This window comes from Mucilaginibacter sp. UR6-1 (genome assembly GCF_020880975.1).
Taxonomy (GTDB): Bacteria; Bacteroidota; Bacteroidia; order Sphingobacteriales; family Sphingobacteriaceae; genus Mucilaginibacter.
In genome coordinates this window covers 575,589-596,147 of sequence record NZ_JAJIWP010000001.1, presented here as the reverse complement: position 1 = coordinate 596,147, position 20,559 = coordinate 575,589, and the positions used below count along the sequence as shown (strand labels likewise).

At 44.5% G+C, this 20,559-nt stretch carries 17 protein-coding genes; 4 read left to right on the top strand and 13 right to left on the bottom strand.

Annotated elements, in window-relative coordinates:
• Positions 1-10: 10 nt before the first annotated feature.
• Positions 11-490, bottom strand: a complete 480-nt coding sequence (locus tag LJ707_RS02720) for a hypothetical protein (RefSeq protein WP_228949194.1) — start codon at positions 488-490, stop codon at positions 11-13.
• Positions 491-697: 207 nt separating this feature from the next.
• Between LJ707_RS02720 and LJ707_RS02715 the strand changes: the two genes are divergently transcribed.
• The 4 genes from LJ707_RS02715 to LJ707_RS02700 all read left to right on the top strand — a co-directional run bounded on the left by LJ707_RS02715 (position 698) and on the right by LJ707_RS02700 (position 6,447).
• Entirely contained in the window at positions 698-2,701 is a 2,004-nt protein-coding gene (locus LJ707_RS02715) for a sensor histidine kinase (protein WP_228949193.1), read from the top strand.
• Positions 2,694-3,323 (top strand): response regulator transcription factor, encoded by a 630-nt coding sequence (locus LJ707_RS02710; RefSeq protein ID WP_228949192.1) that lies wholly within the window; start codon positions 2,694-2,696, stop codon positions 3,321-3,323. Before LJ707_RS02715 ends, LJ707_RS02710 begins: the two co-directional genes overlap by 8 nt.
• Positions 3,324-3,772: 449 nt before the next feature.
• Positions 3,773-5,608, top strand: a complete 1,836-nt coding sequence (locus LJ707_RS02705; protein ID WP_228949191.1) for a DUF4859 domain-containing protein — start codon at positions 3,773-3,775, stop codon at positions 5,606-5,608.
• Positions 5,609-5,913: 305 nt separating this feature from the next.
• Positions 5,914-6,447, top strand: a complete 534-nt coding sequence (locus LJ707_RS02700) for an RNA polymerase sigma factor (RefSeq protein WP_228949190.1) — start codon at positions 5,914-5,916, stop codon at positions 6,445-6,447.
• A gap of 136 nt (positions 6,448-6,583) precedes the next feature.
• On the opposite strand, the gene LJ707_RS02695 is transcribed toward LJ707_RS02700, so the two are convergent.
• The 12 genes from LJ707_RS02695 to LJ707_RS02630 all read right to left on the bottom strand — a co-directional run bounded on the left by LJ707_RS02695 (position 6,584) and on the right by LJ707_RS02630 (position 20,375).
• Complete coding sequence (locus LJ707_RS02695) at positions 6,584-7,351, bottom strand: hypothetical protein (RefSeq protein WP_228949189.1); 768 nt, start codon at positions 7,349-7,351, stop codon at positions 6,584-6,586.
• A gap of 74 nt (positions 7,352-7,425) precedes the next feature.
• Positions 7,426-8,904 carry a hypothetical protein gene (locus tag LJ707_RS02690; protein ID WP_228949188.1) on the bottom strand — a complete coding sequence of 493 codons (1,479 nt, stop codon included), beginning with the start codon at positions 8,902-8,904 and terminating at the stop codon, positions 7,426-7,428.
• A 138-nt stretch (positions 8,905-9,042) separates the two neighbouring features.
• A complete protein-coding gene (locus tag LJ707_RS02685) occupies positions 9,043-12,327 on the bottom strand; it encodes a TonB-dependent receptor (RefSeq protein ID WP_228949187.1) in 3,285 nt (1,094 codons plus the stop codon).
• Between the two features lie 74 nt (positions 12,328-12,401).
• Entirely contained in the window at positions 12,402-13,487 is a 1,086-nt protein-coding gene (locus tag LJ707_RS02680; RefSeq protein WP_228949186.1) for a FecR family protein, read from the bottom strand.
• Between the two features lie 77 nt (positions 13,488-13,564).
• Positions 13,565-14,875, bottom strand: coding sequence for a S41 family peptidase (locus tag LJ707_RS02675; protein ID WP_304610894.1), 1,311 nt, complete (start codon positions 14,873-14,875; stop codon positions 13,565-13,567).
• 418 nt (positions 14,876-15,293) lie between these two features.
• Positions 15,294-15,527, bottom strand: a complete 234-nt coding sequence (locus tag LJ707_RS02660; RefSeq protein WP_228949185.1) for an alpha/beta fold hydrolase — start codon at positions 15,525-15,527, stop codon at positions 15,294-15,296.
• Between the two features lie 50 nt (positions 15,528-15,577).
• Entirely contained in the window at positions 15,578-17,125 is a 1,548-nt protein-coding gene (locus tag LJ707_RS02655; RefSeq protein ID WP_228949756.1) for a Na+/H+ antiporter, read from the bottom strand.
• A gap of 91 nt (positions 17,126-17,216) precedes the next feature.
• Complete coding sequence (locus LJ707_RS02650) at positions 17,217-18,584, bottom strand: alginate export family protein (protein ID WP_228949184.1); 1,368 nt, start codon at positions 18,582-18,584, stop codon at positions 17,217-17,219.
• Between the two features lie 16 nt (positions 18,585-18,600).
• Positions 18,601-19,068 carry an OsmC family protein gene (locus tag LJ707_RS02645; protein ID WP_228949183.1) on the bottom strand — a complete coding sequence of 156 codons (468 nt, stop codon included), beginning with the start codon at positions 19,066-19,068 and terminating at the stop codon, positions 18,601-18,603.
• A complete protein-coding gene (locus LJ707_RS02640) occupies positions 19,065-19,367 on the bottom strand; it encodes a GNAT family N-acetyltransferase (RefSeq protein ID WP_370632367.1) in 303 nt (100 codons plus the stop codon). Before LJ707_RS02640 ends, LJ707_RS02645 begins: the two co-directional genes overlap by 4 nt.
• A 7-nt stretch (positions 19,368-19,374) precedes the next feature.
• Positions 19,375-19,599, bottom strand: a complete 225-nt coding sequence (locus tag LJ707_RS02635; RefSeq protein WP_228949181.1) for a (4Fe-4S)-binding protein — start codon at positions 19,597-19,599, stop codon at positions 19,375-19,377.
• 191 nt (positions 19,600-19,790) lie between these two features.
• On the bottom strand, positions 19,791-20,375 hold the full coding sequence (locus LJ707_RS02630) for a Crp/Fnr family transcriptional regulator (RefSeq protein WP_228949180.1): 585 nt from the start codon (positions 20,373-20,375) through the stop codon (positions 19,791-19,793).
• Positions 20,376-20,559 lie beyond the last annotated feature (184 nt).

Sequence of the window (20,559 nt, the reverse complement as noted above, 5' to 3'; positions counted from 1 at the left end):
AATTAATACTTTAGTAAGTGTAATCATGAGTAAAATCGGCATTTTGGGTAACCGTAAAATCCTTAATGTCTTCTTTAACCTTACCATCTATTTCGGCCTTGTAGCTAACTTTATAAGCAGCATTTCCAGGGCTTAGGCATTGTATACCCACGCTGATATTACTTAATGGTTTAATAGATTCGATAACATAGGTTTTGGTGTTACCGCTGAAATTGTTTTCGCCCAGGCTAACAGCACTTTCATTGTTTTGTACTGTGCCGTTTACTTTCCAAACTGTGGATTCGGACGGGTTGTTGGTTAAGCCTACCATTACAAATGATACGTAAGCAGATTCGGGCGCGCCGGTTACAGTAACCGTAAATTTTGCCGTACGATCGCCGGATGCAGGGGTTGATTCATCGCTGTCTTTTTTACCACATGAGGATAAACCCGCGAAAAGAATGATGCAGGAAAGGGCAGTGACTACTGTTTTACAAATAGATTTTTTCATAGTTATTTAATGATAATAATAGATAGACCGCAAAACTATCTGCTGACCAACACATATGAAATCCCTTGAATGGTGTGATTTTTTCTACTGATTTTTGGGTATTTTTAATACGATACACATTCGTATTGTAGTTCTTTTCACTTTTTAGGCAGATATTTGAAAATACCGCATACCACTTTTGGGTGCGCAATTGCCTATGTTTTTTAAATGAAAAAAATATATCTAATCTCTATCTGCCTGTTAATAGCCATTACAGCTTTCTCGCAGCAGCAAATTCCGCTTAATGAAAAACATTACCTGGATAGCCTGGAAAGTATTCTTCGTACTAAAAACCCTGATAGTACAAAGGCCAGTGCAAATTTTTCGCTTGTAGAGTATTGGAAAGTTAAGGATACCGTTAAAAGCAAGTCCTATTTGTTGCGTGGTAAACAACTTGCCGAAAAATACCCTTACTATAAGGCTTTGTCGCTTTTTTATGAAGGGCAATATTATTTTAGCTGGAACCCGGTTAAAGCATCTGCCAGCTTTAAAAAAGCCGAACAAGCATTTGCCGCATTTAAAACGCCAAAAGGCTATGGCAGGCGTGCTGCGGCATGGTTTAATTATGCTTTGATGAATAAGGATGAAAAAGGTTATGAATTTGTTACCCGTATTATCCTTGAAAAAGTATTGCCTAATGCCGAAAAGGCTGGCGAGAGAGTTATGCTCGCGCATTTTTACACCCAGCTCTCTACTCTTTTGATGAACAACTATCAGTTTGCCAGGGCGGGTAATTATAACCAAAAGGCCATTGATTTGTTGCAAAAAGAAAACCCGGACTCCCCTAACCTGCTCTTCGCTTATTTAAATGGCGTAAGTATTTATTGTTATGATGGTAAACCGGCAAAGGCAGAGCCTTTATTACAAAAAGCTAAAGCGCTATTAATACCCTATCCCGGGTCGGTTAATTATCCTTTGTATTATTATAACGAGGCGCTATATAACTCTACTGCCAAAAAACTCGATCAGGCATTGCTAAGTGCTGATAAGGGCATGGCGTTAGCAAAAAAGTATAATCAAAAGCAAATATACCAGCAGTTTTTTTTCAGGAAGTATGAAGTTTACGGTCAGCAGAAAGCTTATGCTAAAGCACGGCAAATTTTGCTGGATATTGTTAAAGACGGTACACTAACAGCGGCCATTAATGATAAAGCCACTATTTATTCAGAATTAGCTAAAACCAGCCAAAACCTTAATGATTATAAAGAAGCCTACAATTGGCTGAGCAAGTATCAAAAACTAAAGGACAGTATCAATAATAATCAAACCGAGCTTAAGGTAAGCGAGCTGGAAACTAAATACCGTACAACACAAAACCAACAAAAAATTGCCGCACTGCAAGCCCAAAACAAACAAGCCGCTTTAGAGGTTAAAAATGAGAATTTATATAAATGGTTGCTTGCACTGGGGTGTTTAACCTTGCTTATAACGCTTGGATTGGTTATTGTTAACGCACGCAACAGCCGGAAACTCTCGGCTCAAAAAGAGATCAACTACCGGCAGCAACTCCAGGATCTTGAGCAAAAGCAACAGCTTAAAGTAACCAAGGCCATGCTTGACGGTGAAGAACATGAAAGGGAGCGCGTAGCCCGTGACCTGCATGATGGCCTTGGCGGAATGCTTGCCGGCGTTAAGATCGGTTTGTCGGGATGGTCTAACACGCACTCAGATGCCGCAACGGATAAGGATCTTCATCGAATTATAGGGCAATTAGATAGCTCAGTAAGTGAGTTAAGGCGCATAGCCCGGAATTTATTGCCTGAAACGTTGCTTAAATTTGGCCTTGAAGTAGCTTTAAAAGATTTGTGCGAATTTTACATGCGGGATGATCTGCATATTGATTTTCAGGCTTTCAACATCCGCAAGGATATTGCTTTGAGCATACAGCTTAATATTTACCGTATAGTACAGGAGCTGATATCCAATACAATTAAACACGCGGGGGCAACACAAATTATTTTACAATGCAGTCAAAATGATGCCGTATTTTACATTACCATAGAAGATGATGGTTGCGGGTTTGATATAACCATACTTGAAAATATGAAAGGCATGGGATTGGAAAACCTTAAAAACCGGATCACGTTCTTAAACGGTAAATTTGAGTTACAATCAGCAATAAACGAGGGTACTACCATTAATATTGAGCTTAACACCAATGCCGATGCCTAAATTGTTAACAGCTATAGTAGATGATCATCCTATCGTGATCGAAGGATTAAAAACATTGCTCCGGAACGAGGAGAATATTGAGGTGGTTGGTGGCTTTTGCAGCGGCGAGGATATTCTTTCATACATCAGCACCCATAAAGTCGATATTATTTTACTGGATATTACCCTGCCCGATATTAACGGCATGGAGTTATGCCTCATGATCAAAAAGGCATCAGTATCAACCATCATCCTTATACTAAGCAACCATACCGAGCGCAGCATCATCATGCAAACCATACAAAACGGCGCGAGTGGCTACCTGCTTAAAAACAGTTCGGTTGATGAACTCAGGCATTGCATCTCTGAAGCGGTACAGGGAAATATATGTTACAGTAAAGCAGTGATAGAGATTATCAGCCGCCCTTCAAAAAATGAATTGCAGGGCACGCCCCGCCTTACACGCAGGGAAAAAGAGATACTGGCGATGATTGCCGCAGGTAAAACCAGCCAGGTTATCGGGCAGGAATTATTTCTTAGTCCGCTTACTATTGATACGCACCGCAAAAACCTGATCCAGAAATTTGGTGTAAAAAACGTGGCAGAACTGGTGATGGCAGCAAACCAGCAACAAATACTTTAAATCCGGCAGTTACGAGCGATCAGTCGCCTTTTTATTGCCTACTACATCCGGCTAACTTATTTAGCCAGTTATCTCTTCATCAACACTACCATACAAATACATTTATTTAGCAGATCATCTGCTGCTTTTGATCTGATCTCTTTAAATTTTTACTACTACTACCTTGCCTGCTCATAAATGGATAATAATTGATGCTTATCAGGTAATTTCTGTATAAACTGACAACCAATTATTTAGGAAAATTGCAGAGGTATCAAATCTGGCCGATTGGGGGTATTTACGCTAAGCATTAAAGCAAAAATAGCAACAAAACCCACCGATGTTTCAGATTTCGCTCACGAGCAGTATTGGCCAAAACTGCATCATGAGGATGGTACCTGTGCCAAGAATTGCCTCAATTAAAAACAAAAAAAATGTACAAATTCTCAGTTTTAACAATAAATAAAATTTTGTTAGCAGCCTTATTATTTTCGGTGTGCCTGCCTATCAGCGGGTGTAAAAAGCAGGGAGCTAAACCTGATAATACCGAAAAACCTGTGGTAAAGCCGGAACCTGAGCCACTAAAAATATATAAACCAAAAGAGATGCAAAGCATGAACTGGGATTCAGACACCAGCAAATTTTGCTATGCACGTTCAAAGCAATCAGACCATTTTATACTTTTTTGGTCAAAAGAATACGGCAAAGATCTCCCCTCTGCAAATACAGTACCTGATGCCTACAGGGTAGATATTGACGACCTTTTAAGTAAAGCTGAAGTATTTTATGACCTCAACGTTAACAAGCTCAAATTCTCGGACATAAGCAGCGGAACCTCCAACCTTAGCAAATATAAAATGATGATATTCCTTTATCATCAGGATACCTGGCTGGCAACGGGTTCGGGCTATGATGACACAATTGGCGCTTTATGGGTTAGCCCCTCAACCTGCCAGCCCGTAAGTTCAGTAATAGCTCACGAGATAGGCCACAGCTTTCAATACCAGGTAGCGTGCGATTTAGGCCTTACACATGGTTTTAGATATGGTTATGGCACTGGCGGTGCTGGTGGTAACGGCTATTGGGAGCAAACCGCGCAATGGCAAGCCTATCAGGCTTACCCCGAAGAAATATTTACCAACTGGCAATTTGCCGACTATTTAAAGAACTATAACAAACACGTTATTCATGAGGATTACCGGTATGCAAGCTATATACTTAATACCTATTGGGCACAAAAACATGGTATTGACATTGTAGCCAAAATATGGCGGCAATCTGTTAAGCCCGAAGATCCTATTGAGGCTTATCAAAGATTAACCGGTATTGATAACGCCAAATTTAATGATGAGATCTACGATCAGGCTGCTAAGGCTGTTACCTGGGATATGGATGCACTAAGAAATTATGGCAAACCCTACATCGGGAAACTTGATTATAAGATGAACTTACTGGATGATGGATGGTTTGAGCCCGATTATAGTTTTTGCCCGCAAACAACCGGGTTTAACGTACTGCCAATAAATGTGCCTGATGGAGGTACAACTGTAAGTGCCGATTTTGTTGGATTGGTTAACGCTGCCGGTTTCAATAAGGTAACCAACCCTGCAGATGCCGGTTGGAGATATGGTTTTGTAGCATTGATGAAAGATGGAACACGGGCATACGGCAACTCTTTTAGTGCCAACGAGGGCAAGGCAACCTTTGCCATACCGGCCAATTGCGACCGGCTTTGGTTTGTGGTTACCGGAGCGCCTAAAACTTACACGCGCCATGTATGGGACGATAACAATGCCAACGATGAGCAATGGCCATACAAGGTAAAGTTTGCCAATACCAATCTTTTGGGTTACGCAACTCCCGGTACTTCTGCATCTCCTAAGGATGTATCGTTTACTTATGACGTATCTATAACGCATGATAATACCAATTATGCTTCGGCGCAGGTAAGCGTTGATGTTTCAAAACTTATCGGTTCGTTTTTATTGCAGCCAACCCAACTTACCAGCCTAATGAGTTCTAACATAAAGTTTTATGCCATTGAGAGCAACGGAAATTTAAATGCCAACACCACAGCCAACGGATATGGGCATTGGTTTGATGCTTCGGGTAACGTAATAAACTGGGGCAACGGCGCGATGATTTGGTCTGAATACGACGAGAAGAACTTTAATTTTACCGTAGGGCAATACCCCGGACATGTAAAAACGGGCGATAAATTCACGCTGAAGCAAGCTTTAGTTTACACCACACCAAATAACAAAACCGCGCAGGCTACCTTTACATTTAACGTTACTATTTTGTAAACATCTTTAATTTTTAATTACGCGGCTTTGCTGTTATTACTGAATACATAAAGTTATGCCCCCATTAAGGTACTTAACCAAACGGGGGCATAATTTTATTTACAGTAGTGCCTTCGCTATAACTTCCTCCGCATAGTGATTGCGGTTATACCGATTGATACACCAATCGTTGCCTCTTCACCAACACTACCTTGTTGCGCATCAGCATCAAATTAACAGGAAAATAATTGTGTTAATAATGGGCATTTAATATCTACTTAATATAGGTTTCAGACTTTTAAATATTACATCTAAGCCTGTGTAATATGACTGACTTACAAATTAAAACAGCGCACTTTAACCAACTATACAGCACTACCCAGCCTAAATTGTACGCTATGGTAATAAATGTCTGTCGGGATAAGGATATGGCATTAGACATTCTGCAAAAAGTTTATTTAAAATTATGGGAGAAATGGGATACTATTGAGCCGAAAGAGAATTTGATGCCCTTGCTGTTTACCTTTGCAAAAAACAAATATATTGATGAACTAAGAAAAAATAAGTGCGCACGGGCAGCAACAGCATCAATAACGCCCGATAAAGAGGATGCGCTATGCCCTGCAACTGACGCGCAATTTAACAGAAAAGAATACAGAGAAGTATTGGCGACAGTAATATCACGCCTTACATCGCGGCGCAGAGAAGTGGTCAAGTTGTATCTTGAAGAGGATCTCTCACGTAAAAAATTAGCCGAAAGGCTCAAAATATCACCCAACACGGTAGATAATCACCTCCAGGAATCGCTGAATTTTATCAGACATGAACTTAGCCTGTATATAAAGGCCGGAATTGATTAATAGCTGCAATTACTAACCGTAAATTTTTACATATCGCTAATATGGCTATCTTTACGGTTTCTGCAGCTTAGATACCTGTAGATCTATTGACTTTAAAAAGGCTTGCTTTAACCAGCAGGCCTTTTATTTTTGATGATCAGGGGGTTGCTATTCTTTTAAATATCACTAAAGGATCATGAAAAGGCAGGCTACCATCGCTGGGTATAGGCCCTATTCCAAGTGAAATAATGCTGTTAGGCAAAAAAGTTAGACCAACATTAATATCAGTATCATATGATATAATACCATAGTTGCCACTTTCAATAGACATGACTTTGTTACCCGACAGATCAGTACCCTCGATCACATAAAATGCATCAGCCGATAGTGGATCTGACAAATCAATATAGCCTGAAAAAGCGCTTTTGGTTAGCCCGTCAATATGTGCCACAGGTGTACTTTCTCCGGTAGCAAAATCAAGCTTAACAATATCGATATTCAATACGTCGGGCAGGTTTTTATCCGTTATAACGATCCTGACCAGGGCATGGCCGGGTGTGGGTTTCCGTGTGCTGTCCGGATCAGGGAATAATAGCCCATCGCCCGTATAAAAAAAGTTTGACAAATTGGTTATTGAACCACTTTTAATGGTGATGGTGGTATCTAAAACCGTTTTTTTAAGACTATCTAATAATGATATTTTTCTTTTACCTTCTTCAACAGTAAGCACAAGGTCTGAACCGGAAGTTGAGGCAAGCGTATCGGTTACCTTACCGTCAACAGCTATGATCAGGGCGCTGGAGGTTGATCCGGATATTTTGAGTTGCCCAAAGGATGGATAAATAATAGGCTCCCCCTCCTTTTTACAGGCCTGGAATGCAACTACTACAATAAGCAGAATATATACAAGTCGATTTTTTTTCATTTTTCGGATTAATTATAATACCGGGGATGGCTAATTCCCCGGTATTATCTTTTAATTGCTTAAAGTGATATGGTTTAGTAAGTATTTGTAGTAGGCTCGTAAGATGCCCAGGTTGAGGTGCTGCCTGAAGCTGGTCCATCCCACCTGGTAGTAGTAGCCCTGTCGCCAAAGGCACCTCTGTAAGTAGTGTTGGTAAATGCAGATAACGCGCCACCCGGATGACTAACTGTAAGGCCGGTAGCATTCCAGCCGTTACGTGCAGGTGAAAGCAATGGACTAACATTGTTAAACCTCCACTCAGGTGTAGTGATGTTGTATGGAGCATGCAGCCTGAAAGGATTTGATGCCGAACCTGTGTAAGTTGTGTTACCTGATGGTACGCCTGAAGTAGTGAAATAATGTACTAAATTATCAGTATAAATAAGTGTTGCATCGGCCGTTGAAACATTGGCACCTGTTGCAAAACCACCTACTACCGAGTTTTTAAATACACCTGATGAACCCACTCTGAATACAGTACCTACGCCTACGCTCGGAGCAGTAGTAGATGAAGTATCACCAAGAATGCTAAAATTACTTAACACCGGAGTTGTTAAACGGGTTGAAAAGGCACCACCTGTAACAATTGGAGATGTTATGTTATTTGATTCGATACCGTTAGGATTACCTGATCTTGGGAATGCGGTACGAGGATCTTTTTGAGCAACAGCGAATTGGATACTGCCCTGGTAGCCCTGATCAAAGTCAAAGTCATCATCATCATTCAGGTACGAGATCAGGTTGGTTGCATTTACTGATCCGCCAAAAAACTCAAAAGCGTCATCAGCACCGTAAGATACCTGTACGTGATCTAAAGTAGTACCTGAACCAACGCCGCCCAATGTAAGGCCATTCAGCTCATTACCTTCAGTAATTACCTCACCGGCAAACTCAATACGCAGGTAACGGATAGAACCTGAATTATCAGCCTCAATAGCGCCGCCATAACCTATAGCGTCTTTACCGGCTAATGCCGCAGGTATTTGTGCTGCAGGTATGCCCTCAATTTTAGGGTTAACGTTATTTACCGGTGCACGGCCTAATATAACTATACCACCCCAATCGCCTTCGGCACGGCTGCCGGCAGCATATTGTGAAGTAAATACTACAGGGTTGGTAGCTGTACCGTTAATGTTCAGCTTTCCGCCTCTGCGAATTACCAGGTAAGATGGGAAACCGGTAGTAGTATTGGTTTTATCCAAACCTTTTACAAAAGTACCGGCGGCAATGTTCAATGTAGCAAGGCTATCAATGTAAACCGGGCCATTCAGGCGGTAAGTGTTACCTGCGGTCCAGTTAATGGTACCGGTTAATACGCCGCTTACCGTTACTACAGTGCCACCCGGGGTTCTTGTATCCGGATACAATGCTTTTGATGAACGGTTAAAGTTACCTTCGGGTGTGGCTACACCACTGTCTTTTTTGCAGCTTGCCATAAATAATGACGCTGATAACAAGGCCACAAGTGGCAGTTTTGAAGAATAGATACCTGTAAATTTAAATTGACTTTTCATGATTTTTGTTTTTAGGCTTTTGCCTGTAGATACTTGATACTTAGAAAAATTTCATTTTGGCCTCCTGGCCCGTTGTTGATTTTCATAGTTGCTAAGCCGATCCTCCTTTCTCATTAGGTTTGGTTATCATAGGGACAATTAAAAGCGATAAATAAAATTGAGCACGTAATTGGTGCCGTTCTTTCGCCTGAACGTGACCACGTCATAAGGTGCGTTATAGGCAGTTCCTTTAGGGTCAAGCTGTTCGGCAGGATATTCGGCCGTTCCATCACCGGGGTAAGGCTTTACCGAAGGCGTGCGCTCAGGATAGGTAGCATTACCCGGCCCGTATTGGTTTTTATAAGTAATTAGCTGTTGATTAAGCAGATCGCTTATGTTTAAGCGTAACTCCGCACGTTGCTGTTTCAAAAACCTGTAGCTAAATTGCAGATCCACCACATCCCGCGGATTTTCATATTCGTCCTCGGCAGTTGATATGGTTGATGTAACTATCCGCTTACCGTAGCGGTTATAGGTAGCATTAACTCCGATGTATTTACCGGTATAAGATATACCACCATTAATGATGTAGGGCGACTGCCCGTAAAGCGGCCGGTTTCTTTTTGTTGAGATTGGGTTGCCATCGCCATCAACAGCGGCAGCACGATCAAGTTCAACCGTGGCATGTACCCAGGTAAAACTTCCGGACAGGTATAACTTTTTCCAGAATGCGGTCTCGGGGTTCACCAGGCCTAATGATTTACGCAGGTCAACCTCAAAGCCAATATCTTTGGCCGCGGCCAAGTTACGGTAGATCAACTGCGGCTTTGATGATGTGTTTTCAAAGGTAAGTTCAATAGGATTTTTAAATTCCTTATAAAATCCTGAAACCGAGATCAGTTCATCCGGACTGGGGAAAAACTCGTAACGTAAGTCAAAATTCCTGATATCCGTAGACTTTAAACCATTGCCGGTTATATTGCGAAAGGTTCCGATATCGAAATATTCGAAAAAGGAAAGTTCGCGCAGATCAGGCCTGGCAACCGTTTTATAAAATGCGGAGCGGATGTTCATTTTTGGTGTCAGCGCGTAAATCACGTTTACAGACGGAAGCCAATCGTTCTTCTTCAGCGTGATCAGGCTGTCAACAATCGGCCTCACCTCATTCGGGTCAGTTACCGCTCCAAGCGTATTGGTGTTTACACGCTGCGTATTTTGCTCAAGGCGTATACCTCCGGTAATACGCAGATGTTTAACGGGTGCCACATCAACCATGGCATAGTATGCGTTTAAATGCTGATTGCCATTATAACCGGAAGCCGAACCATTTTCGCTTTGCTTACCATTGCCTATAAAGGGCACAAAAAACAGCTTTTGGACAATTAGGTTTTGATTGTTGTAAACCCTATCATAAGCCAGCCCGTTAAATTGATTATCCGCCCCGGGTACATTTTTTATACGATACAAATCCGCATGGTAATCAGCTTTGCGGTAGTTTCCCTGGTAGCCAATCTTAAAACTTTGATTACGCTTTAGCCATTTAAAGGGTACCTGCACATTTGCCTGGTAAGTAAAACGTGTTTCGTTTAGTTTGGTATAAAATACTGAACCGTACTCGGGCTGAAAATCGTTAAAGTTGTATTCAAAATAATTGTCAGGCCCGGGGCTTGTAACCGGTAAACCGCGCATACTCATAATGCGGTTATTGGGTTGATCGCGATTAATGGTTGAAATGCCGAAATTGTAATCTAACTTAACAACCCTTTTTCCGAGTGCATGTTCACCATGCAAACTGCTTTGAAAAAGCTCATTTAGCAGTGTTTGAGCGGTATAACCATTCATGCGGGCATTACTGCTCATAAAATCGATACCCGAAAACCGGAACAACTTATCAGTAAAGCGCCTGTTATAGGTGTTTTTAATCACCCATTTATTGGTGCCCGAGGTGTAACCAATATTCGCGCTCCCACCCAGCAGGGTTGTAAAGTCGTAATCCGTTCCTTTATAATCCAATACCGTTGGATAATATTGATCATCCACATCGGCTGTTTGTTCATTACGGTAAGTAAGTGCTGCTACAAAACCAATCCTGTCATCTTTAAGCGGAATGGTTTTGCCCATAGAGAAGGCGTAGTTTTGTATAGGTTGTGCCTTGTACCGCTGCATTTTCCAGTTATCCGGAAATGAGCCGAGAAAATTGGCGGCGGCACTTTTCTCGGCCGCGCTTGCCTGGTTACCGGCAATTTTATTAGCCAGCACATTATACTCACCAAATGACATGCCTTCGGGCTGCTTTTGGTATTTATTGGTAAATCCTAAATAATTGGCGCTACCGCGATACCCCCCGATAAAATCCTTCCCGGTGGCCTGGCTGTTAAAGCCCTGCCCTATTGTTACATTTATGAAATCCTCTTCGGGAATATCCTTAGTAGTTATTTGAACCAACCCTCCGGTAAACTCACCGGGCAGATCGGGTGTAGCTGTTTTGTTAACCACAATGTTATCAACCAAAGCACTCGGTACCATATCAAATGCAAAATCTCGGCGGTTGGGCTCGCTGCTTGGTAACTGGTTATCATTCAGCAGCACGTTGTTATAACGATCACTTAAACCGCGCACAACAACATATTTGTTTTGTGAAACCTGCAGACCGCTTACCCGCTTTAATACCTGAGCGGTGTTATTATCCGGTGTCCGCGAGATCTGTTCGGCCGTAATACCATCAGACATGGCCGCGTTATTTTTCTGTTTTGCATAAAGTCCTTCTATTGATGCACGCTGATAGCTTGCCGTAACAAGCACTTCCTGCAAGGAGCCTGCCGCCGCTTTTAACGACACATTTAAAGGGGTTAACTGGCCCTCAGTAACACGTACGCCTGATACTCTTTGCGTTTGAAACGATATATAAGTTATTTCAATTGTATATATCCCGGGCAACATGCTCAGGGTATACTGCCCGTCAACGTTTGTTTGCGTGCCTAAGCCGGTTTCAATTACCTTTACTGTAGCACCCGGAAGCGGTTCACCTTTTTCGTCAACTATTTTTCCGGATACAATACCGTTCTTTACGCGCACTGCCGGTTTAACATCTTCTATCCTTACCATAATAGAAGCGCCGTCCACGGTCAGTGAAAAAGGCACCTCATTCTGTAATGATTTTAACACCCGGCTTAAAGCCACTTTTTTATAGTTAAGGTCCTTAAGCTTTATATTTTTAGCCCGGCCATTATCGTATACATAACTGTAACCGGCCTGTCCGTTCAATTGTGAAAAAGCCTGGTGAAGATCAGGGTTTTTAATGATCAATGTAACAGGCGAAGCTATGTAAGGCGCATCGCCGGTTTGCGCTGTTTTAGCAAGTACATATTGATACTGTATACCCAACAGCCCGGCAAACAGTATATTTTTTTTAGAAAAAACACATAACTGTGTAAATAGATGCATAAATTTATTTTTTTTAAGTTCTGAACAGCTTGAAAAAAACTCCAGGAGAGTGCCGGTGGAAACGGCATTCTCCATTATTGTTGAATGATAAATTCCCCTCCTTTCTTTTCCCATTTCAACCCATGTATATACAACACGTTGGTTAATATCTTATCAATTGGTTTACGTTCAAACACACCGGTTATACGCCTGTTGTTTAACAACCTGTAGTTTAATGGGCTAATTTTAACACCGTAAATAATTGCCATTCGTTTAAGTGCATCGCTCAGGCTCACATCTGTAAATGATATTTTACCCGTTGTCCAGGCGTTGGCCTGCGTTGTGTTTACAGTAGTTATAGCAGCATGCTTTGTAAGGTTTAAGTATTTCAACATCTGCCCCGGTGCAAGCATCAGCCGTTCATTAGCCGTTTCAACACGAACACGCCCACGAACAAGTGTTACTTTAACTTCACCTTCGTTATGATATGCCTCTACATTGAAGGCAGTGCCAAGTACTGTAGTGGTGAGCTTTCCGGCGTGAACAATGAAAGGCTTTTTAACATTATGGGCAACATCAAAAAATGCTTCGCCGCTGATAATAACTTCCCTTGTATTGCGGTCAAAATTTGCAGGCTGATATGAAATAGATGACGCACTATTTAGCCAAACACTGGTTCCGTCGGTCAGAATTATCTTTTTGATACCTGCCGTTTTGTTAGCGATAACACTCCAGTTAACACTATATTGAGCAGTGCTTGGTACAGCGGCCTTCTGCCTCAAATAATTAAATAACAAACCGCCGCAGGTCAACAAAACCAGTAAACACGCTGCAATGCTCCAGTTAAAACGGCCACGATTAAACTTCAATTCAACCACTTTACTGCCGGGCTTGTTATCGTCTTCGGGGGTTAAACTATTAACTGTTCCATCATCAGCTTTCTGGCTTTCAGCAACCATGTTTGCCAGTAGCTGATCGATCTGTATCTGATGATGAATACTTCCGAGCAATTCATCTGATTCCGCTTTTGAAAGCGGATCAGGAGAACCGGCAGTTGCTACCTCATCCATATATTCATGCAATACGGTAAGGTCATTACCCTCTAAATAGGTTTTTACCATTACCTCCTCTTCCGGTGTACATGTTCCTGAAAAATACTTATGGATGAGTTGTTTGGTCATGGTATGTATATGCCGGATGCTTATTTTATAGTATTACGCACTACGCGTAATATTTTACTATTAGATTATTGCTTTTTTTAAAATTTGTGTTGAGGGCGCTCCAGTACCATAGGCCGGTTGTTTTTACTGCGCTCATCTGAAGAACTATAAATTGCTTTTGCAATGCCGGGCCGGACGCTTAGATCGCCTTTTCTGCGTGCAGAAGTTATTGCTCCGCTACCCAGCGATAGTTCAAGCGCTTTGCTTATGAGAGGATCGGCCGAATCGCCAAAAGGCTTTAAAGGCAACGAGCTTAATTCATTTACTAAATAATCAGGCACTAAACCCCGCGGATAATCACCCTGGTTACTGGCATTGTATAATTTGAATATTAAGGGATGCATAATAAGGTTGACCTGCTTTGGCTGGCGCTGATCATTTATAGCGAAACCGGCCATATCCTTACCCAATGTTTGCTCACCTATCTGAATAACATCCAGGTAAGGTTTTAAATTATTGATGAGTAATTCTGCCGATGATGCCGTACCCGAACCCGTTAGTACATATAATTTAGCAATATTGAGTTGTAAGGCGGTTATATCATTAAAGGATACAGGCGGATAGTTGCTTTTACTTATACTTTGCCCAAACGTATCAGTTATTTTACCACCATTTTTGTTGGCCTGGCTGATAAGGAAAACCTGATCACGGCCTACCCCTGCGATGGCCGCGCCCATCTTTGCAACAGAGGGTACATCACCGCCAGGATTGTAGCGGAGGTCGATGACAAGATCCGTTATACCCTGCTGTTTAAACTTTGCAAGTGAATCCAACGTGCTGCGGTCATACATTCCCTTAAACTCATCATAATATATATACCCGGTTTTTTTTACACCGTTTGAAAATACTCTGGTGATAAAAACAGGCGGGCTATCAAAATACCCTGCATTCATACTAAGCTGCCCTGTATTGATAAGGGTATTAGCCGAGATAGTTGCCAACTCCAGGTTCAATACCTCTCCCTGGCTTAGTATGGCTTTTATTTTATCCGCGTTTTGCGTATTTATTGTAATCCCGTTTACCGAAAGTATAACATCTCCCCTTTTTAAACCCTGCCGCGCTGCCGGACCATCCGGAACAACCATGGTAACAATGGCAAGCATAGGGTAACCCGGCAAATTTGTTTCTGCCATGGTATATAAAAAACCGTAATAGCCATATGATGAAGCAGGCACTGCCGGATGCTCCGGATCTTCAAGGTATGAAAAACGGTCATCACTGCTCAAAAGTGAATTAAAAAAGGCATGAGCATCAGTCTGGTCAGGCGGTGTGTTTTTTATACCCCCTTCCCAATAGTAATATACACGCATACTATCAAGCATCCACTTGTTAAAAAGTGACAATGCCATTTGCGGGTTATCATTTTTTTTACAGGATATGGTTAAAAAAATAACCGATATAAACATTGATATACCGGGCCAAATCAGCTTTAATGATCGTTGCATTTTGATCAGTTTCCATAATTACGTTTGAGCAGGCAGGATTTACTATCAAAAAATGTATAAAGATCAAATAAATTTAAAGCGTGGATGGAAGTAAACTACAGCACGGACTGAGCTTGTCTATGCATTATAAGGTGTTAAAGCCTCTAAGTGCTTTTTGAACAATCGAGCGATAAATAGACGATTATTTTAATGTTATACCGGACTAAAAAAGCTGATAGTGATGAAAGGGCAGAAAAATTTTTATCCAGAAAAATGAAAAATATTGTATCGTGTCTGTTAGTTGCCTTGGTTAATGTAATTACGCTGAATGACGCTGTAAATACTAATTATAAAAGGTAACCGTCTGCCGCGGTTTGATAAACAACAACTTGCCCCTGTCATGATCGAACTTGGTTCTGCCATGTTGGTATTCATACATGGCATCGCTCAGCGGCCAGCCGTGTATCAGCAGCAGCGGTTTGCCTTCACCTGTAACGGTGACATGCAGGCGAACGTCCGGCGCTACCTCGATAAATTCTTTCCTGCTTACCGCAGAAGTATTGGTCAGGTTGTTCATGATATGGAGATATAGAGTTCAATTCGGGGATCCGGGTCATCTGATGTGGCTCAAAGCTTTGTTTCTGACACCCTCAGGTCATTAATGTCCAGCAGTTGCTCCGCTTTGCGTATCGCTTCATCGGTGTAGGTATGTTCGTTCTTCATCTTAAAAAGTTCCCTGCGCTGCTGGTCGTGTATGTCTGCCATTACCTGCTGAAACTCCTGCCGTTCCGCGTTCCGGTTGATACAGACCTCTACCGAGTCCAGGTAGACCCGGTTACCTTCGATCTCCCGTTCAAGTTTCCGGGCGTAGGCTTTCAGCAGGCTGTTGCCGCTTGCGGAAGTATGCCGGGCATTGAGCCGTTGCAGCGCCAGGGTATCCAACCTGAGTTTGATGCCGGCATGCTGTTCATGCTCGGGCAGTACCGGGTCCAGCTCACCGATACCGGTGAGCCGGATGGCGGCGGGAAGGGTCAGTCCCTGGAATACCAGTGTAATAAAGATTACCACGAAGGTGATGAAGATGATCAGGTCGCGGTGCGGGAATGCCTTTCCATCGTTCATATAGAGCGGTATGGATAAGGCTGTCGCCAGTGAAACCACACCCCGCATACCGGCCCAGCCGATAATGAGCGGGTTCTTCCAGCCCGGCGATGGTAATTTACTTTGTTTTTTACTAAACAGGCGCGGAATGTACAGGGTAGCGAAAACCCATAGCAGCCTGATGAGAATAGCGATGATACTGATCAGTACCCCATACCTGATGGCCGTTGGGAGCGGAACATCGCCCAGCCCCTGCACGATGGCAGGCAGGTCCAGGCCGATCAGGATAAATACCAGCGCGTTCATCACGAAAATGAGTGTATGCCAAACACCGGTCATGTTCATGCGTGTGCTGCCCGTCCGGAACATCTCATGTGAACGGAACGACATGAACAGGCCGCCGCTCACCACGGCCATTACGCCTGAATAATGAAAATGTTCGGCCGACAGGAAAAGGATATACGGTGTCATCACCGTCAACGCCGCATCGATACCCGGCGAAGTGGGCATAAAACGGTGGATCGCGTACATGATATGCGCACCGGCCAGGCCAACTACTATGCCCATGCCGGCAACAACAAAGAACTGCCCGGTGGCGACCTGAAAAGAAAATGCCCCTGTCAGGATGGCTGCCAGTGCGAAACGGAAAACGATGAGTGAGGAGGCATCGTTCACCAGGCTTTCGCCTTCCAGTATGGTAATGGTACGGCGCGGCACTTTAAGCCCCTTCAGCACGGTGGTGGCCGCTACCGCATCAGGCGGTGAGACGATGCCTCCCAGCAAAAAACCAAGTGCAGGCGTAAAGCCCGGAATAATGAAGTTTGCGGCATGCGCCACTACGAACGAGGTGAAAAATACCAGGCCAAAGGCCAGCATGGCAATACCGCCGCTCCACTTTTTGAACTCCCGCCAGGAGGTATACCAGGCGGCCTCGTACAATAATGGCGGCAAAAAGATCAGGAAGATCAGTTCAGGGTCCAGCTTCAGCACCGGCATGCCGGGGATAAAGCCGATACCCAGGCCGGCCAGCACCAGGAAGATCGGATAAGCGACCCGGATCTTCTGCGCCAGCATGACCAGCAGCATCACCGCGAACAGCAGGCCCAATATCAGTAGCAGATTCTCATGCATGGTCAAGGTCTTTCATAATAAACGATCGGATAATTTAGAACTTGAATGCCAGCATAGAGGCCAGGAAGAACCCGTCCTTTGGCTGCGAAATAATATCATCGAGGTATGCACCGGTATCGAAATACTGCGCCCCGAAAATGTACAGGAGATGCGGGCTGATGTTCCAGGTCAGCATGCCCATATAACTGGTCCCGATATACCTTTTATCAGAACCTGATGAGGACAGGTTGAAGATACCGGAGGGCCGGTAGATCCCATCCTCCAGCGACTCGCGCCAGTTAAAGACCATGCCCAGGCTGATGTTAAGCTTTCGGGCGGGGTTCCAGGCCAGGCTCGGATGCAAGGACAGCAGGTTGGCTGGCCCGGCCTGCGGGATCACCCCGAAATAACCGCCATTGGGATAAAGGGGGTTCATGGTGTTCAGTATACCGTCACCTTTTTTCCGGTCACCGGATATCAGGTCACTGCGCAGGTTAAGTAAGGGCATACCTTTCAGATGGCTGAAACGGTAACCGATATCCGCTGAACCGCCCCAGGCGCGTACCTTACCATTGCCAAATGCCCCGAACTGGTATCCCGCCTCCAGGTTATATAAAAAACCGTTACCGGTATTCCAGAAGCGTGCGCCTACGATATGCCGCTTTTCGTTGGCGATACCTTCATCGAAGACGGCGTTCGAGCGGCTGATCCCGAGATAGGACAGATCGATATTGATCTGCCTGGCAGTCCGCCAGGTACTGTAGACACCCCATAACCTGGCCTTCCGGCCAAGAGGGTTATCAAACACGCCTGTCTTTACGCCGCCGTTGCCCATCACAAAACCGTCTATGCTGAATTTAACCGAGCTGTAAGCAACTTTAGCCCCGTCAAAATACAGACGCAGGTTCGGGCCTTCCTGCACGTCGATCAGGCGGCCGCTGCCGTATTGCAGCTCCTGCCGCCCCAGCCGGACGGTGATCTTTTTGCCGGAAGCCTCATAAGGGATCAGGTCCACGAACAGGTTCTGCACGTTCAGGTGGTCTTCGTCAATGGGTCGCGGGCCGCTCTTGCGGCCGTTCTCCATCGCACTGCGCATCTGCCCGAAGATGCGTACCCGCTTTCCCAGGTGCAGATCGGCATGCAGTTGGTAACGCTGCAGAAGGAACGACTGCGAACCGAAACCCCGGCTGCCCCAGTCCTCATTCTGCGAGCGGTCGGTCTCAAAACGTGCCTCACCGCCAAAGGAAAGATAGGTGCTGCCGCCTTGGGAAAGCGGCAGGTATTTCAGGGTGTTATAGAAGGTCCGGGCACTGTCTTTCAGATCCGAATGGTCTTCGTCGAAACGAAGCAGTCTGATCCGCTGTGCATGAACGAAGGTGCCCGACATGAGCAGGCTCAACAGTACGGCGATCATTACTTTCATAGATAGGGCAATTCTTTTAAATGGTTTCCGGGTCTGTATCATCCCCGAGCGGACCGGCGTCAGCGCTCAAAGGCAGGAACGCTGAACCGATAAGGATACTTCCTTTCAGGATCTTGGATACCGGGCAGTTCTCCGCCACACGCATCAGCCGTTGCTGCAGCTCCGGATCTGAAACTTCAGGGATGAAGACGCGGCGTTCAATGTGCGTAACCGCGCCTTCGTTGCCGAGCGTCTGGTACATGTTCGCTTCCGCCCTGATCTCCTTAATACCCAACTCCTTATGGTCGCTGTACATCCGCAGCGTTGCCAGCGTACAGGAAACCAGAGAGGTAAGCAACAGCGTGAACGGATCCGGGCCGACGTCCTTACCGCCCGTTCTTTCCGGTTCGTCGGTAATCAGCACGCCGTTGCGCCAGTGCACCGAGGTCAGGAATTTTGCGCTTCCGATGACCCCGTGAACGGGTTTTTCCAGGATGTATCTCATTGGTGCCAGTCCTTATTCCACACATCATCATATTCCGCGGGATGCCTTTGGAACTGCGCGTTCACATAAGGGCAAAGCGGAATGATGGTTATTTTTTTCTCCCTGGCATAGCCTACCAGCTCTGCGAGCAGCAGTTTTGCAAAACCGCGTCCTTCGAATTCAGGATCGACCTCGGTATGAAAGACCGCCAGTCTTCCGTGTGTCATGGCCAGGCTCATCTTCCCGGCAGGGATCCCTTCAGAGAAGAGCTGTACCTCTCCGTGAACATGATCTGTAAAAACAACTTTCGTATTTTCCATACTATAATTATTGGATTTTTATCGGTTCTTCTTTTATACTCAGCGCACCCGAAGGGCATTTGGCGACCTGGGCGATCAGCTCTCCCCCGGCAGCGTTTTCCGGCCGGATCCAGGGACGTGCCTTCGGGTCGTACACAGCCGGCAGTGTACGCACGCAAACGGCCGAGTGAATGCATAATTCCGGTTTCCAGAGGATGGTAACCTCCCCGTTGGGATATTCGTGTGTTTCCATAAGTGCTTACGGTATATCTCATGCTGACCGGATGGACAGACACGGGACGGCGGGAATGCGCACCCATGCCGCCGCAGCAGCAGACAGACAAATCTCTGCAACGGCGACCGTTCAGGAAGATGACATTTGTAAAGAAATGTAGTAGACAAAGGTCTACTGTCCGGCCGGTGGAAAAGCGACCGGGATAGGAATTATTTCAGGTCCAGCTTCCGTTTGACACGGCTTAGCGTATCTTTATTGATCCCGAGATAGGACGCCAGGATATGTTGCGGAAAACGTTCGGCAAAGGCGGGATAACGCTCCAGGAGATCCACATAACGCTTGCCTGCAGTATCGGTCAGCGCGGAAGTGAGCCGGCGGTTGTGGGCTATTTCCATTCCATGGTCGAGCTTGACCTTCATCTCCACATAGGCCGGCACGTTCAGATACAGTTCATGATCGTCCTCCCTGTTGACGCAAAGCAGTTCACAGGGCTCCAGCGCATCGATGTGGTAACGGCTCGGGACACGGTTAAAGAAGCTTTCACGGTCGCCCATCCACCATTCCTCCAGGCCCAGCCGGATGATATGCTCCTCTTTTTTTTCGTCCACGGAGTACATGCGCATGGCACCTTTTACAATAAACCCGTAATTCATGCAGATATCACCGGCCTGCAGGAAATATTCTTTCCGGCGCAGATTCAGCGGCCTGAAGTTCCGTCTGATCAGTGCCTTTTCATCACCTGTAAGCGGTACCGGGCTGAATTTTTTCAGATAGTCAAAAAAGGCATTGTACATAGGCAGGTCCGGGTATTTTTTTAGTATCTCAACACTGATTAATTGTCGTGTAAAGATATGATTAAATGATTTTTTTAAACAATCACGTCATTAAGAAAAAAATTTAAAAAACTGATTTAAAGATAATTACAATAAAAAAGAATACCTCTTCACCGGTGGTTTTCATATTTATCATCGACAAATG